Source organism: Nitrincola sp. A-D6, assembly GCF_000764495.1.
Lineage (GTDB): Bacteria > Pseudomonadota > Gammaproteobacteria > Pseudomonadales > Balneatricaceae > Nitrincola.
Genome location: NZ_JRLB01000101.1, coordinates 25,117 through 38,464 on the forward strand (window position 1 = coordinate 25,117; position 13,348 = coordinate 38,464).

At 51.7% G+C, this 13,348-nt stretch carries 14 protein-coding genes and 1 pseudogene; 6 read left to right on the forward strand and 9 right to left on the reverse strand.

Translation table 11 applies throughout. The features are described 5' to 3' along the window. The first annotated feature begins 14 nt into the window (after positions 1 to 14). From guaB to LH51_RS16350, 4 genes are all read left to right on the forward strand, one after another. Entirely contained in the window at positions 15 to 1,484 is a 1,470-nt protein-coding gene (guaB, locus tag LH51_RS16335) for an IMP dehydrogenase (RefSeq protein WP_036524181.1), read from the forward strand. A gap of 103 nt (positions 1,485 to 1,587) precedes the next feature. Further along, complete coding sequence (gene guaA / locus LH51_RS16340; protein ID WP_036524183.1) at positions 1,588 to 3,168, forward strand: glutamine-hydrolyzing GMP synthase; 1,581 nt, start codon at positions 1,588 to 1,590, stop codon at positions 3,166 to 3,168. A 276-nt stretch (positions 3,169 to 3,444) separates the two neighbouring features. Beyond that, the gene (locus LH51_RS16345) at positions 3,445 to 3,708 is read left to right on the forward strand and encodes a FitA-like ribbon-helix-helix domain-containing protein (protein WP_235263795.1); all 264 of its coding nucleotides are present in this window, start codon (positions 3,445 to 3,447) and stop codon (positions 3,706 to 3,708) included. Continuing rightward, positions 3,705 to 4,124: a type II toxin-antitoxin system VapC family toxin gene (locus LH51_RS16350; RefSeq protein ID WP_036524185.1), complete on the forward strand. Its 420-nt coding sequence runs from the start codon at positions 3,705 to 3,707 to the stop codon at positions 4,122 to 4,124. The genes LH51_RS16345 and LH51_RS16350 overlap by 4 nt, the downstream gene beginning before the upstream one ends. 43 nt (positions 4,125 to 4,167) lie before the next feature. On the opposite strand, the gene LH51_RS24495 is transcribed toward LH51_RS16350, so the two are convergent. The 9 genes and pseudogenes from LH51_RS24495 to LH51_RS16390 form a co-directional block, all read right to left on the reverse strand. After that, the gene (locus tag LH51_RS24495; protein WP_327125399.1) at positions 4,168 to 4,365 is read right to left on the reverse strand and encodes a response regulator transcription factor; all 198 of its coding nucleotides are present in this window, start codon (positions 4,363 to 4,365) and stop codon (positions 4,168 to 4,170) included. A gap of 5 nt (positions 4,366 to 4,370) precedes the next feature. After that, positions 4,371 to 4,808: a response regulator gene (locus LH51_RS16355; protein WP_327125401.1), complete on the reverse strand. Its 438-nt coding sequence runs from the start codon at positions 4,806 to 4,808 to the stop codon at positions 4,371 to 4,373. A 53-nt stretch (positions 4,809 to 4,861) separates the two neighbouring features. Beyond that, complete coding sequence (locus LH51_RS16360; RefSeq protein ID WP_036524187.1) at positions 4,862 to 6,211, reverse strand: cache domain-containing protein; 1,350 nt, start codon at positions 6,209 to 6,211, stop codon at positions 4,862 to 4,864. Between the two features lie 162 nt (positions 6,212 to 6,373). Further along, a pseudogene (locus LH51_RS16365) lies at positions 6,374 to 7,665 on the reverse strand (TRAP transporter large permease). Continuing rightward, entirely contained in the window at positions 7,662 to 8,177 is a 516-nt protein-coding gene (locus LH51_RS16370) for a TRAP transporter small permease subunit (protein WP_235263796.1), read from the reverse strand. The pseudogene LH51_RS16365 and the gene LH51_RS16370 overlap by 4 nt, the downstream one beginning before the upstream one ends. Positions 8,178 to 8,315: 138 nt before the next feature. Beyond that, entirely contained in the window at positions 8,316 to 9,398 is a 1,083-nt protein-coding gene (locus tag LH51_RS16375) for a TRAP transporter substrate-binding protein (RefSeq protein ID WP_036524191.1), read from the reverse strand. A gap of 505 nt (positions 9,399 to 9,903) precedes the next feature. After that, positions 9,904 to 10,200 carry a hypothetical protein gene (locus LH51_RS16380; RefSeq protein ID WP_036524194.1) on the reverse strand — a complete coding sequence of 99 codons (297 nt, stop codon included), beginning with the start codon at positions 10,198 to 10,200 and terminating at the stop codon, positions 9,904 to 9,906. After that, a complete protein-coding gene (locus tag LH51_RS16385; protein WP_036524197.1) occupies positions 10,197 to 10,748 on the reverse strand; it encodes a flavodoxin in 552 nt (183 codons plus the stop codon). Before LH51_RS16385 ends, LH51_RS16380 begins: the two co-directional genes overlap by 4 nt. A 107-nt stretch (positions 10,749 to 10,855) precedes the next feature. Further along, complete coding sequence (locus tag LH51_RS16390; RefSeq protein ID WP_200882045.1) at positions 10,856 to 11,746, reverse strand: NAD(+)--dinitrogen-reductase ADP-D-ribosyltransferase; 891 nt, start codon at positions 11,744 to 11,746, stop codon at positions 10,856 to 10,858. A 61-nt stretch (positions 11,747 to 11,807) separates the two neighbouring features. Here LH51_RS16390 and LH51_RS16395 point away from each other — a divergent pair, with 61 nt between their 5' ends. Together LH51_RS16395 and LH51_RS16400 are read left to right on the forward strand one after the other, a co-directional pair. Continuing rightward, positions 11,808 to 12,719: an ADP-ribosylglycohydrolase family protein gene (locus tag LH51_RS16395; RefSeq protein WP_036524200.1), complete on the forward strand. Its 912-nt coding sequence runs from the start codon at positions 11,808 to 11,810 to the stop codon at positions 12,717 to 12,719. 91 nt (positions 12,720 to 12,810) lie between these two features. Further along, positions 12,811 to 13,341 carry an NUDIX domain-containing protein gene (locus LH51_RS16400; RefSeq protein ID WP_036524203.1) on the forward strand — a complete coding sequence of 177 codons (531 nt, stop codon included), beginning with the start codon at positions 12,811 to 12,813 and terminating at the stop codon, positions 13,339 to 13,341. The last annotated feature ends 7 nt before the right edge of the window (positions 13,342 to 13,348 follow it).

Consider the following 13,348-nt stretch of genomic DNA (forward strand, 5'->3'; position numbering starts at 1 on the left):
CAGGCTGGCTGATCATGTTGCGAATCGTTGAAGAAGCGCTCACTTTTGATGATGTACTACTGATTCCGGGGTACTCTGAAGTACTGCCAAAAGACGTGTCACTTAGAACCCGCCTGACGAAAGAAATTGTGCTGAATGTACCCTTGGTTTCAGCCGCGATGGATACTGTCACGGAAGCGCGTCTGGCAATCGCCATGGCACAGGAAGGTGGCATAGGAATTATTCACAAAAACCTGACGCCAGAGCAACAAGCTGAAGAAGTGCGTCGGGTTAAAAAATATGAATCCGGTGTGGTGTCTGAACCGGTCACCTGTACACCTGACACCACTGTAGGTGAAGTGCGTAACCTGGCCCAGCGCCACGGTTTTTCCGGCTTCCCGGTACTTGATGGTGATGAGTTGGTGGGTATCGTCACCAGCCGTGATGTACGTTTTGAAAGTGATATGAATGCGCGTGTTTCCAGTATCATGACCACCAAAGAGCATCTGGTGACAGCGAAAGAAGGCGACGATCCCCAGGCTATTCGTGAATTGTTACGCGAACATCGCATTGAAAAAATTCTGCTGGTGGATGATAACTTTCACATGACCGGCATGATGACAGTCAAAGATATGAATAAAGCCCAGGCTTTCCCAAATGCGGCGAAAGATAGCAAGGCCCGGTTGATTGTTGGCGCGGCTGTAGGCACAGGTCCAGAAACACCTGCACGCGTTGAAGCCTTGGTTAATGCCGGTGTTGATGTGATTGTTGTGGATACCGCACATGGGCACTCCAAAGGCGTAATCGACCGCGTTGCCTGGATCAAACAGAACTTTCCCCAGGTACAGGTGATCGGTGGCAACATCGCTACAGCCGATGCTGCCATTGCGCTGGCGAAAGCCGGTGCTGATGGTGTTAAAGTAGGTATAGGCCCCGGTTCAATCTGTACTACGCGCATTGTTGCCGGTATCGGTGTGCCTCAGATCAGTGCTGTAGCCAATGTGGCTGAAGCCTTAAAAGACTACGGTGTGCCGCTGATAGCCGATGGGGGTATACGCTTCTCGGGTGATCTGTCCAAAGCAATTGCAGCCGGTGCCTCAGCGGTGATGGTTGGCTCTATGTTAGCGGGTACAGATGAAGCCCCCGGCGAAGTGGAGTTGTTCCAGGGGCGGGCATTCAAGTCCTACCGGGGTATGGGCTCCCTGGGCGCCATGTCCGGTCTGACTGGTTCGTCTGACCGTTATTTTCAGGATGCCAAAGCCGGTGTTGAAAAGCTGGTACCGGAAGGTATTGAAGGACGTGTGCCCTGTAAAGGACCGATGCACAATGTGGTGCATCAGTTGATGGGTGGCTTACGGGCCTCCATGGGTTATACCGGCTGTGCGACAGTGGAAGAGATGCGTACCAAGCCTTCTTTTGTGCGTATTACCAATGCCGGTATCACTGAAAGCCATGTGCATGATGTCAGTATTACCAAAGAAGCACCGAACTACCGCGTTAGTTAATTTATTTAACCTATTGATCAGTGGGGCGCTTGCCGCCCCATTTTTCGTTATACAGCGGTCTTGTTTTGCACTGACCACAGACCATTTGCCGGAGTGAGCAAAGATGAGTAAAGATATTCACGCGCAACGTATTCTGATTCTGGATTTCGGTTCCCAGTATACGCAGCTGATTGCACGGCGTGTCAGGGAAATTGGTGTTTACAGTGAAATTCACCCCTGGGATATGACGCCGGAAGCGATTCGTGACTTTGCTCCCAAAGGGATTATTCTGGCTGGCGGACCTGAGTCTGTAACCGAGCTGGATTCACCACGTGCACCGGCTGAAGTCTTTGAAATGGGAATCCCGCTGCTGGGGATTTGCTATGGCATGCAGACCATGGCTGAGCAGTTAGGTGGTAAGGTCAGTTGTTCTGAAAAACGTGAGTTTGGTTATGCACAAGTCAAACTGGCTGATAGCCCCAGCCGTCTTCTGGAAGGCATTGAAGACCATATAGGTAATAATGGTTCGCTGTCACTGGATGTGTGGATGAGCCATGGCGATAAGGTAACCGAATTACCCGAAGGCTTCCATGTCATTGCATCAACAGAATCAGCACCCATTGCCGCTATGTGTGATCCGCAGCGCGGCTTTTATGCCGTGCAGTTCCATCCGGAAGTAACCCATACCAAACAGGGTATGCGTATCCTGGAGCGTTTTGTGCGTGAAATATCCGGTGCGGAAGCCCTGTGGACAGCACAGAATATTATAGATGACCTGATCAGCAAGGTGCGTGAACAGGTCGGCGATAGCAAAGTACTGTTAGGCTTGTCTGGTGGAGTCGACTCATCGGTTGTGGCGGCGCTGTTGCATCAGGCCATCGGTGATCGGCTGACCTGTGTGTTTGTCGACAACGGTTTGCTGCGCAAGCAGGAAGGCAACCAGGTCATGGAAATGTTTGCCCGCAACATGGGTGTACGGGTGATTCGCGTGGATGCCGAAGAGCGTTTTCTGGGGCGTTTGGCTGGTCAGGCTGATCCCGAAGCCAAGCGCAAAATCATCGGTAACACCTTTATAGAAGTGTTTGATGAAGAAGCGCAGACACTGACCGAGTGCGGCTTCCTGGCCCAAGGCACCATCTATCCGGATGTGATTGAATCGGCCGCCTCCAAAACCGGTAAGGCGCATGTGATCAAGTCCCACCATAATGTTGGTGGTCTGCCAGATGATATGAAAATGGAACTGGTTGAGCCGCTGCGCGAACTGTTCAAAGATGAAGTACGCAAAATCGGCCTGGAACTGGGCCTGCCATACGATATGGTCTACCGCCATCCTTTCCCCGGCCCAGGCCTGGGTGTGCGTATCCTCGGTGAAGTGAAAAAAGAATACGCCGATATACTGCGCGAAGCCGATGCGATTTTCATTGAAGAGCTGCACAAAGCTGATTGGTATCATAAAACCAGCCAGGCCTTCGCCGTCTTCCTGCCAGTCAAATCCGTTGGTGTAGTCGGCGACGGCCGTCGTTACGAATACGTCATCGCCCTGCGTGCTGTAGAAACCATCGACTTCATGACCGCTCGCTGGGCACACTTGCCGTATGAGTTTCTGGAAACTGTATCTGGGCGCATTATTAATGAAATCGCCCAGGTGTCGCGGGTGACCTATGATGTGTCCAGTAAGCCACCAGCTACGATTGAGTGGGAGTGATCACACGTTAGGCAGTGGCTGGCATTAACTGGCAATAAATAAGCAATAAGCCCATGTTTTAATGGGCTTTTTTTATGTCTGGCAGTTTTGGGTCTCTGATGGCAGTGGGAAGCACCGCTTGAGCGTGATATACGCCGCTCGATTTATACGCGAGAGCTGGAAACGAAATTCGGCAATCAGAAGCTGACAGAAATCCCCCACGAAGATTTACGGGCGCTGATATTTGTGTATTGATTGCAATATACTAAAATGCAATCATGTAAAGCAAACGTAGGAATGAAAGCAATGCCATCTATCACTGTCAGAAACGTACCGGACGAGGTACACCGCGCCCTGAGGGTACTGGCTGCCCAGCATGGGCGCAGCGCCGAGGCGGAAATTCGCGACATACTGGCAAACGCGGTGAAGCCACAGGGCCGCAAGCAATTGGGGACGCTGCTGGCCGAGATTGGCCGCCGAGCCAAGTTGTCGGATGAAGATTTTGCGATCATCGAGCAGGTGCGTGACAAGACCCCTGCTAAGCCGATGACGTTTGAATGATTATCCTGGATACCAATGTCATTTCGGAGCCTTTGCGTCAGGCCCCCGAAAGTCGGGTGATCGAATGGATCGACGCGCAGGCGCTTGAAACGCTGTATCTGTCAGCGATTACCGTGGCCGAGCTGCGTTTCGGAATGGCTTCACTGCCAACCGGTAAACGCCGGGACAGGCTGCAAGAGAGCTTGGAAAAGCAGATATTGCCGCTGTTCGCTGGGCGGGTGCTTCCGTTCGATATATCGGCATCACAAGCCTATAGCGAGTTGATGTCGAAGGCCCGGGCGGTGGGTTTGGCAACTGGCACCGCCGATGGATATATCGCAGCGACTGCCGCCGCCAACGGCATGATGGTTGCCACGCGAGATGTCAGCCCCTTTGAAGCGGCAGGCGTAGACATAATTAACCCTTGGGTATCCTAACCGTTCCCCGGGACAATGTACGAACTATATAAGTTGCTCTGAATCAGATCAGTAGCTGATCATAGGCGTACTTGGTCAGTTCTGCGGTAGTACTCAATTGCAGCTTGGATTTAATATTCTGTCGATGCGTCTCCACCGTTCTTACACTGATATTCAATTCACTGGATATGGCTTTACTACTGAGCCCCCTGGCCACCCTGGACAGTATGGCCTGTTCGCGGCGTGTCAGTTTACTTTCCAAACGGTCTATCTCACTGCCTGGTGGAACAGTGTCTCGGTAGCAGCCCGGCAAATGTAGGTAGCACCGTCTGCAACACTGCGAATGGCCCGAACCATTTCTTCTGCAGAGACATCCTTTAGAATATAACCCTTGGCACCGTGAAGCATAAGCTGAGATATGTATTCCCGGTTATCGTGCATACTGAGAATCAGTACTTTTAGATCGGGATACTTATCCTGAAAAACCTTTGTTGTCTCGATACCGTTCATATTAGGCATGCTGACATCCATCATGACGACGTCCGGCTCAAGCGTTTTTAGCATTTCCAGCGCTTCCTGACCGTCGCTAGCCTGGCCGACAACGGTAATTCCCACTTCCTGATTCAGCCTTGCTTTAAGGCCTTCCAGCACCAGGATATGATCATCAACCAACAAGACTTTAATGACAGATTCAGATGGTTCCATAAAGTGGCTACCGTCAGGTTTAAAAGAATCAGGCTCGTTTCAGTGAAGCTCAACTAGGCCTGAAATTGATTGAACGAGGCAAAGATGCGCGTACCGCTCCCTGGCCGGGAAGAAACCCTGAATTCTCCCCCCAGGAACTCAACACGCTCCCGCATGTTACGCAACCCTATACCTCTGTTGGCGTAAGCACCCTTTTCAGCAATGCCCACACCGTTGTCAGCAATACTCAAGAGCAACCCTTCCGCGTCTTCCTCCAACCCCAATACCAATCGCGTGGCCCCAGCGTGTTTTTCGATATTCGACAACGCTTCCTGAATAATGCGGTAGATGGTTGTCGCTACTTCCTCACTGATATCGCTGGTGATTGCCTGAATATCAACATCCATCTTGATGCCGCTGCGCTCGTGAAAGTCATTCAGCAATTGTTTGACCGCCGACAGCAACCCCAGATCATCCAGTACGCTGGGGCGTAAATCATGGGATATACGCCGCACTTCCTGTATTGCCCGGTTCAACCCCTCTGTGCCTTTAACCAGTGATTCATGGGCGATTGTGTCAGCAGTTGGAATGTGGGTCATGGCCGTTTCCAGCTGATACTTTACCGAAACCAGAAGCTGGTTGATGCCATCATGCAGTTCACGGGAGACCCGGCGGCGCTCCTCCTCCTGATGCTGAACTGTTTTGTGACTGAGCTCTTTAAGGTTCTGATCAGCCAGGCGATGCTCACGGACGTTAAAAATAACGGATGCGAAAACGACGACACCTATGGATATCATCAGCGCAACCAGGATCGCCAGCAGGGTCTGTTTGACATTGGCATCCACCCCGGCTTCAATTAAGCGCATCTCAGAGGCTATGTCGTCAATATACAAACCCGTGCCAAACATCCATTGCCAGTCCGAAATCTGTTCGACATACCCGACTTTATCGACCTCGTTACCCGTTGAAGGCTGTTGCCATAAATACTGGTGATAGCCACCACCATCTTCAGCTATTCGTATGAGGTTACGGATCAGGTTATTGCCATTGCTATCCTGAAAATCAATCAGGTTCTGTCCAATCAGGGCTGGCTGGGCGGCATGCACCAGATTCAGGCCATCGTAGGTGTAGGCATAGAAATAACCGTCCTCACTAAATGATGCTTCCTGCATCAGGGAAACGACCTTGTCTCTGGCTTCATCATCACTGCTGGAGCTCTGCCGGATAAAGTCTATCGCCGTACGCATGATGGAGACGTAGTCTTTCAACGCCGTTTCTTTAGAGCGCCGCAGGTTCTGCTCAAAAATCTGAAGCTCCCGCTCGGCCAGTATGCTTCCCTGATGCAACGTCACTGCCGAGAATATGGCAGTGACGACCAGTAACGGGATCAGGGCAAACAGGATCAATTTGGTTCTTAACGACATGACGAATACCCTGGTTATTATTATTGGCAGTCTGTCATAAGCACTTTATACAAAGTGCCAGCAAGTGTCATCCAAATGGTACCCGGTGAACAGTAAGGTATGGTGGCTGGGTTCCGGCCTTTCGAACATGACCGGAACCCTTGCGCACCTGAAATACCGGCCTCAGGTAGATGACATCCCAAAGAATGCGGGAAAGATCAGGATAGAGATCAGCACCAATATCTGCAGCACAATGAAAGGCGTAACCCCGCGGTATATATCAGTCGTTTTTACCTGGGGTGGGGAAACCCCTTTAAGGTAGAAAAGGCTAAACCCGAAGGGCGGCGTCAGGAAACTTGTCTGCAGGTTCATCGCGATCAGAATGGCAAACCAGAGCATGTTGATGCCAAGAAGTTCAGCGATTGGAGCCAAAATTGGTACCACGATAAAGGAGATTTCAACGAAGTCGATGAAGAAGCCAGAATCAGGATGATGAGCATCGTCAGTATCAGAAAGCCCCATTTTTCACCCGGCAGTTGTAGCATCCACTCTTCCAGCAAATAGTCTCCACCGGTATAGCTGAATACCATTGAAAAAGCGGTAGCCCCAACCAGAATGGCGAATACCATGGCGGTCACCTTGACAGTATCCAGAGCACTGTTCCACATCATCGTCCAGGAGAACTGCCGATAGGCCGTTGCCAGGATCAAAGCACCCACGGCACCCAGAGCAGAAGACTCGGTCGGTGTTGCGATGCCCGCAAAAATAGAGCCAAGCACCACCACTATTAGCGCCAGTGGCGGGATGATGGCGATCAGCGCTTTACCGATTTCCTGAGCGCGGCTGTCCTCGCTGTCCTGTGGCATGGCCGGCGCAGAGTCAGGAGACTTCCAGCTCACAAAGAGTATGTAGGCTACGTACAGACCGACCAACACAACACCTGGAACCACAGCCGCCCTGAACAGATCCCCCACAGGTAAGCCCAAAACATCGCCAAGGATAATGAGGATGATGGACGGTGGGACAATTTGCCCCAGGGTACCTGAAGCACAGATCGTACCGCAGGCGAGCTTCTTGTCGTATCCATTAGCCAGCATGACCGGCAATGAAATCAGACCCATGGCGACAACGCTGGCGCCCACCACACCGGTAGACGCGGCCAGCAAGGCACCAACCAGAATAGTGGAAATGGCCAGGCCACCGCGTAGCCGGCCAAACAACCGGCCCATCGCCTCCAGCAACTGTTCGGCCAACCGGGTACGTTGCAGCACAATGCCCATGTAGATAAACAGAGGTATCGCCATCAATACCGTGTTCTGCATGATGCTCATAATGCGGTAAGGCATAAACGCAAAGAGTTGCGGACCCTCGGCAATCAGACCAAAGATCAGGGCAACGCCGCCAAAGGTGAACGCAACCGGGAAGCCAAACAACAGCATGAGCAAACAGACCAAAAACATCACCATGCCAATCATGCCAGACCTCCGGCGCCTGTTTGGCCTTCATAGGTAGATTCCCGTGCAAGCACTCTCAGGGCGAAGGTCGCCATGCCCAGGCTGGAAATGGCCAGGAAGAAGGAGGAAGCGGGAATAAGCCCTTTGATGATAAACCGGTAAGGCAGGCCACCGGGGTCCGCACTGCCCTCGCCCATACGATAGGCATCAAGCATGTAGCTCCAACCCAACCAGGCAATGAGTGCTGCAATGGGAAGCGCAAATAAGAGCGCTCCGATGAGGTTGACCCAGGCCTTGCGTGCTTCGCTCCAACCAGAGTACAGAATATCCACACGTACATGACCATCTGTTCTCATCGCATAGGGTATAGCCATCAGGAAGACGAAAGCATACAGATGCCACTCCATTTCCTGCATGCCAATGGAGACTTCGTTAAACGCATAGCGGGCGAGCACATCGTAGAAGACATTCAACATCATCAGGATAAAGGCAATGCTTGCGAGAAACCCACATGCCTTCGAGATGGCCCCCAACCCGTTATCCACAGCAATTAACCAGCGCATAGTAATACCTCTTACCGGAGCACCCCTCCGGATCAGTCAGCTTTAATAGGAGGTTCGTTCTAGACACCACAGAGCCAGGCCTTCCGACGAAGGTCTGGCTCTCAAACGCTATCGTTCCAATTCAAACATGGTGTTCAGGTAGGCGCGCTCGGAGATGTTGGTATAAGCGCGTGTCTTTTCCAGGTACTCCTGCTGCGATCGAATAATACGCTGGCCCTGCTCGTTATCTCTGGAATACTCTTCCAGAACTTTCTCATTTGCCGCGACCATGGCTTCGAAGATGTCGTCCGGAAAAGTTCTGACTTGTACGTTAGGATAGTCTTCACTGATTGACGCCCAGGCTTCAGCGTTGGCATGCACAGATTGGGTTAGCATGTCATAAGAGGCAGTACGCATGGCGACGCGCAGAATTTCCTGCAGATCAGCAGGCAAGCTCTCCCATACCTCTTTATTGATCATGAACTGAAGTTCGGTGGCAGGCTCGTGCCAGCCTGTGTAGTAGTAATCGGCTATCTGCTGAAAACCAAGGCGAAGATCCAGCGCGGGGCCCACCCACTCCAGGGCGTCAATGGTATTACGCTCGAGTGCCGTGTAGAGCTCTCCCACGGGAATGTTGACCGGGCTAACACCCACTTCGGCGAAAACCTCGCCTGCAAACCCGGGAATCCGCATTTTCAAACCCTGAAGATCTTCCAGAGATTTGATCTCTTTACGAAACCAGCCACCCATCTGGTTACCCGTATTACCCCCCGGAAACGACAGCATGTTATGCGGCTCATACACTTCCTGCATCAGCTCCATACCGCCGCCATGATAAAACCAGGCCCACTGTTCCTGTGCATTCATACCAAATGGCATGCTGGTGAAGTAAAGGGTATTCGGAACCTTGCCTTTCCAGTAGTAGGACGCAGAGTGACCCATATCATACTGACCTGCTTTAACCATATCAAAAACACCCAAAGGTGCTTTATGGCGGTTGGCGGAATCAATGCGGATGGTGAGCCGGCCATTGGACATCTTCTCAACCATCTCAGCCATATTTCTGGAAGCATCACCAAAGATCGGGAAGTTCGGACCCCAGGTTTCAGCCAGCTTAAGGTTATAAACCTCTTCCTCAGCGTGTGAAAAAGAGGCGAAGAATAGTCCAGACACAGCTGCAGAGAGGGCAGCAGCCTTTACAAGTTTATTCATTGTCTTATTCCTGTTGTGTTTGTTTTGGGAACACCACCCATATTGGGCAGGAATAAAACAATGACAGATCAGTCGTTAGCTTTTTATCCGTTTAACTGACCAATTATGAAAGCAGTTATACGTAGGAAATCTGCGGTATATACTTACGGACTTAGGGACTTACGGACTTACGCACTTGAGTCACCAAACATTAACCCCCCATCAGGGCCAAGCAATTATTCGATCGTCGTCTACCGCCATCCTTACCCCGGCCCAGGCCCGGGTGTGCGTATCCTCGGTGTCGTCGGCAACGGTCATCGTTACGAATATGTCACTGCACTGCGTGCTGTGGAAACCATCTACATCCTCAACGGTATTTTTCATGATATTCATTGCGTGTAGCAAGGCAGAGATAGTTACTTACAGGGTCTCCAATGATCCCATGGGCACGAATAGCTTCATGGGGTTTTCTTTACCGATATAGGCTTCTAATGCCTCGGGCACATGTCGCACAGGGCCTGCTCCTTTAATGCACCTTCTTCTCTGCGCAATTGCATTGACCGGCATGATTGGTCAGGCGCTCCGCATAGATTTGCTGCCACTGCTGTTCCAGGCCCATAACAGTTTCCTGCAATTGTTGTCCAACATCAGGATGAGTCTTGACCCGCTCGAATTGCATCAGCAGGTTTTTCATGCGACCCGCACAAGGGCCCTCTGTCACGATTCGGGACAGCAAATACAGGGAGCGGGCAAGCGAAGCTTCCAGTTCAACGGGCAGTTCTTCGATTTTCCGAACCAGTGGGGTGGCTTTAGGCTGGCTCATACTGTCACCTCGATCTGTAGGTTCATTTCCATCACTACCACCCGCAACCATTCTTCCAGCCGTGCGTCAGTCAACTCACGCTGATTGTCCTGATCCAACACCAAGCCAACGAATTCACCATCTCGCTCGGCTGTTGATAGTGCAAAATCATAGCCATCTACTGGCCAGCTTCCCACCAGTTTGGCTCCTCTGGTCTGGAAGAAGTCATACAGAAAACCCAGGGCATCGACAAATTCATCCGGATAACCCACCTGATCACCCAGACCGAACAGGGCCAGGGTTTTTCCGGTGAAGTCTGCATCTTCAATCGAAGGAAGAAACTCTTCCCAGCTTGCTTCGGAACCACCCGCGGTCAAACCCGGTAATTCACCACTACCCAGGGTGGGTGTTCCCAGAATGAGCAGCTGATAAGACGCAAAGTCTGCCGCCGAAACACGATTAATATTCATAGGGTCTGCAACAGCATCGCCTAGTTTTTTCTTGATGAGTTTGGCAATTTTGCGTGTATTGCCAGTGTCAGTACCGAAAAAAAGACCCACTTGTGCCATTTGAGTTCTCCTGATCAAAATAACCATTTAATTAATACGACTACTATTAATGCAAATAATTATCATTCAGTCAAGTGTTTTTCAGTGCGATCCAACTCTGATCTATTTCACCACCAGCTCAACTGAACCTGATACACCCCGCCTATGACCAGATGCTCCTGTTCTCCTTGTAAAATGTCGGGCAAAAGGCCGGGAAAGTAGAGGAGTTTTGCGCCGGGTACCTGGGTTTCCAGAATGGCATCGCCGAAGGCGCTGGCGGTGTCTCGGTCACTGCTAAAAGAACTGAGATTATTCAGCACAAGCTGATAATGACCGGCTTCATTTCGGTTGAGCAGCTCGTGGGCTTCAATCCGATTTATGCCACGATAAAGCAGCCAGTGTTGCTGCGCTGGAAAACGCCGCTTCAGCTCGTATTGGCAGAAGCTGTAAAGCAGGTCCAGTTGTGCCTCCAGGGCATTGGCGTTGTAGAGCCCGCGCGACACATCAGCCAGATAGGCGGCATAACAGGGGCTGTTGATGTCTTTGAGTGATCCCCGATGGTTGCGTGGCAAGAGCCCAAAGCGTGATTCAACCCAGTGTTTCAGTACCGCCGCTTCCCTGCCATCGGCATTAAATAGCCAGCCGCGCAACAGTCTGAGGTAATCCGCCTTATGGCGCTTTACACGTTGTTGCGGATCGGCACCGGCATGCTCCACCTGATCCAGCAGGAAAGCCGAACACATGTACTGGCGAAAATGCAGCGCCCGTATGGTGGGTTCGGCTAACCCATCCATTGCTTGGAAAAAGTTCTGGTGCAAGGCATGCACCCCGTCAATCAACAGGGGAGCGGGTTGCTGCTGAAACGTCAGGCTGCCGAGAATCACTGGCGGCAGGTTGCAGCGGTTGATGGAGCGTCGTGCCCATGCGGGCAGGGTGGCCTCACCACTGGTTGATTTTGCCAGCTCAAGAGCTGAGGGGGCGGCAAAAAGGTGATTGCGGTAGGTCAAGATGGGTGTCACTCTATTAGCTAGATCCCGTACAGTATAAAGGGTTTTACGATAATCAGCAGGAGAAAAAACGATGTCTGACCGACAGCAACGCTATCGCGGCTCCCTGCTTGGGCTGGCGGTTGGAGATGCCATCGGCACCACCCTCGAGTTTTGTCAGCGCGGTAGTTTTGACCCCATCACCGATATGGTCGGTGGTGGGCCGTTTTTGCTCAAACCCGGCCAGTGGACGGATGACACCTCTATGGCACTGTGCCTGGCTCACTCTTTGTCGGACTGCCAAGGGTTTGATGCCGAAGACCAGATGCGTCGCTATTGTGACTGGCGATCTAATGGCTACATGAGCAGCAATGGTCGTTGCTTTGATATTGGGGCCACTGTTTCTGAATCCATCAGTTGTTATCGGCGCACGGGCAACCCGTTGGCGGGTTCTGGTGATCCTTTTTCGGCGGGCAATGGTTCGTTGATGCGCCTGGCGCCGGTGGTGATGTACTTCAGCCCCGATGCGGAGCAAGTGCTGTATTTTGCGGGCGAAAGCTCGCGCACCACGCATGGTGCTAAAGAGTGCATCGATGCCTGTCGTTACTTTGCTGCCCTGCTTCACCAGGCCTATGCGGGTACCAGCGAAGTTCGTGAGTCTCTGCTGAGTTGCGATTTATACCACCCCGAAACCGTCAAGGTTAAGGCCATACAACAAGGGCATTACCGGCATAAAAGCCGCAACGAGATTAAAGGCAGCGGTTACGTTATCGATTGCCTGGAGGCCGCCCTCTGGTGTTTTTATCACACGGATAGCTTCAGTGAAGCGGTGCTGGCCGCGTCCAATCTGGGCGATGATGCCGACACCACGGCCGCCGTTTGTGGACAGATCGCCGGTGCCTGGTACGGACTGGACGGTATTCCTACCCGCTGGCAAGAGCGCGTGGTGATGGGGCCGGAAATTATTGAACTGGCGGATAGGTTAATGGGTAATCCTCCTGGATAACCCAACCTCATGGATCAGCCCCTTCGCAGGTGCAGTTTCATATACGGACTGGTAGAATCACGACTTTTTAATTCCCCACCGGATTACCGTTATGAAGCTTCTGAAAGAACTAATTCATCCTGAGCTTGCGACTCGTGAAGGGCGTATTTTCCGGCGTCATGCTGCCCGTGGCATAGTGCTGCGTGAAGATAAGATTCTTATGCTATTCACTGAGCGTTATAACGATTTCAGTTTGCCGGGTGGTGGTGTTGACCAGGACGAAGATATTCATATCGCCCTGAAGCGTGAATTAGAGGAAGAAACCGGCGCCCGCGATGTTCAGGTCAAGGCGCATTTTGGCTTTATTGAGGAATATCGCCCTCATTGGAAGCCGGAATATGATCTGATGCATATGACATCGCATTTCTTTGTCTGCGATGTAGCGCCAGAACTGGAAGGTGTACGCATGGAAAGTTATGAGATTGCTAATGGCATGAAGCCTGTGTGGGTCACTGTTGATGAGGCGATGAATCACAACCGTCGGGTTATGTCGTCCCAGGAGAAAACCATGGGGCAGTCGATTCAACGGGAAACCTTTATGCTGGAGAAAATTTCCCAAGAGCTTATTGCGCCGGCTATTTAAAATAGCT

Bases quoted from the DNA above. Each gene is read 5' to 3' on its own strand.
- guaB (WP_036524181.1), top strand. From the start codon at position 15: ATGTTGCGAATCGTTGAAGAAGCGCTCACTTTTGATGATGTACTACTG.
- guaA (WP_036524183.1), top strand. From the start codon at position 1,588: ATGAGTAAAGATATTCACGCGCAACGTATTCTGATTCTGGATTTCGGT.
- LH51_RS16345 (WP_235263795.1), top strand. From the start codon at position 3,445: ATGAAAGCAATGCCATCTATCACTGTCAGAAACGTACCGGACGAGGTA.
- LH51_RS16350 (WP_036524185.1), top strand. From the start codon at position 3,705: ATGATTATCCTGGATACCAATGTCATTTCGGAGCCTTTGCGTCAGGCC.
- LH51_RS16355 (WP_327125401.1), bottom strand. From the start codon at position 4,808: ATGGAACCATCTGAATCTGTCATTAAAGTCTTGTTGGTTGATGATCAT.
- LH51_RS16360 (WP_036524187.1), bottom strand. From the start codon at position 6,211: ATGTCGTTAAGAACCAAATTGATCCTGTTTGCCCTGATCCCGTTACTG.
- LH51_RS16375 (WP_036524191.1), bottom strand. From the start codon at position 9,398: ATGAATAAACTTGTAAAGGCTGCTGCCCTCTCTGCAGCTGTGTCTGGA.
- LH51_RS16380 (WP_036524194.1), bottom strand. From the start codon at position 10,200: ATGAGCCAGCCTAAAGCCACCCCACTGGTTCGGAAAATCGAAGAACTG.
- LH51_RS16385 (WP_036524197.1), bottom strand. From the start codon at position 10,748: ATGGCACAAGTGGGTCTTTTTTTCGGTACTGACACTGGCAATACACGC.
- LH51_RS16395 (WP_036524200.1), top strand. From the start codon at position 11,808: ATGTCTGACCGACAGCAACGCTATCGCGGCTCCCTGCTTGGGCTGGCG.
- LH51_RS16400 (WP_036524203.1), top strand. From the start codon at position 12,811: ATGAAGCTTCTGAAAGAACTAATTCATCCTGAGCTTGCGACTCGTGAA.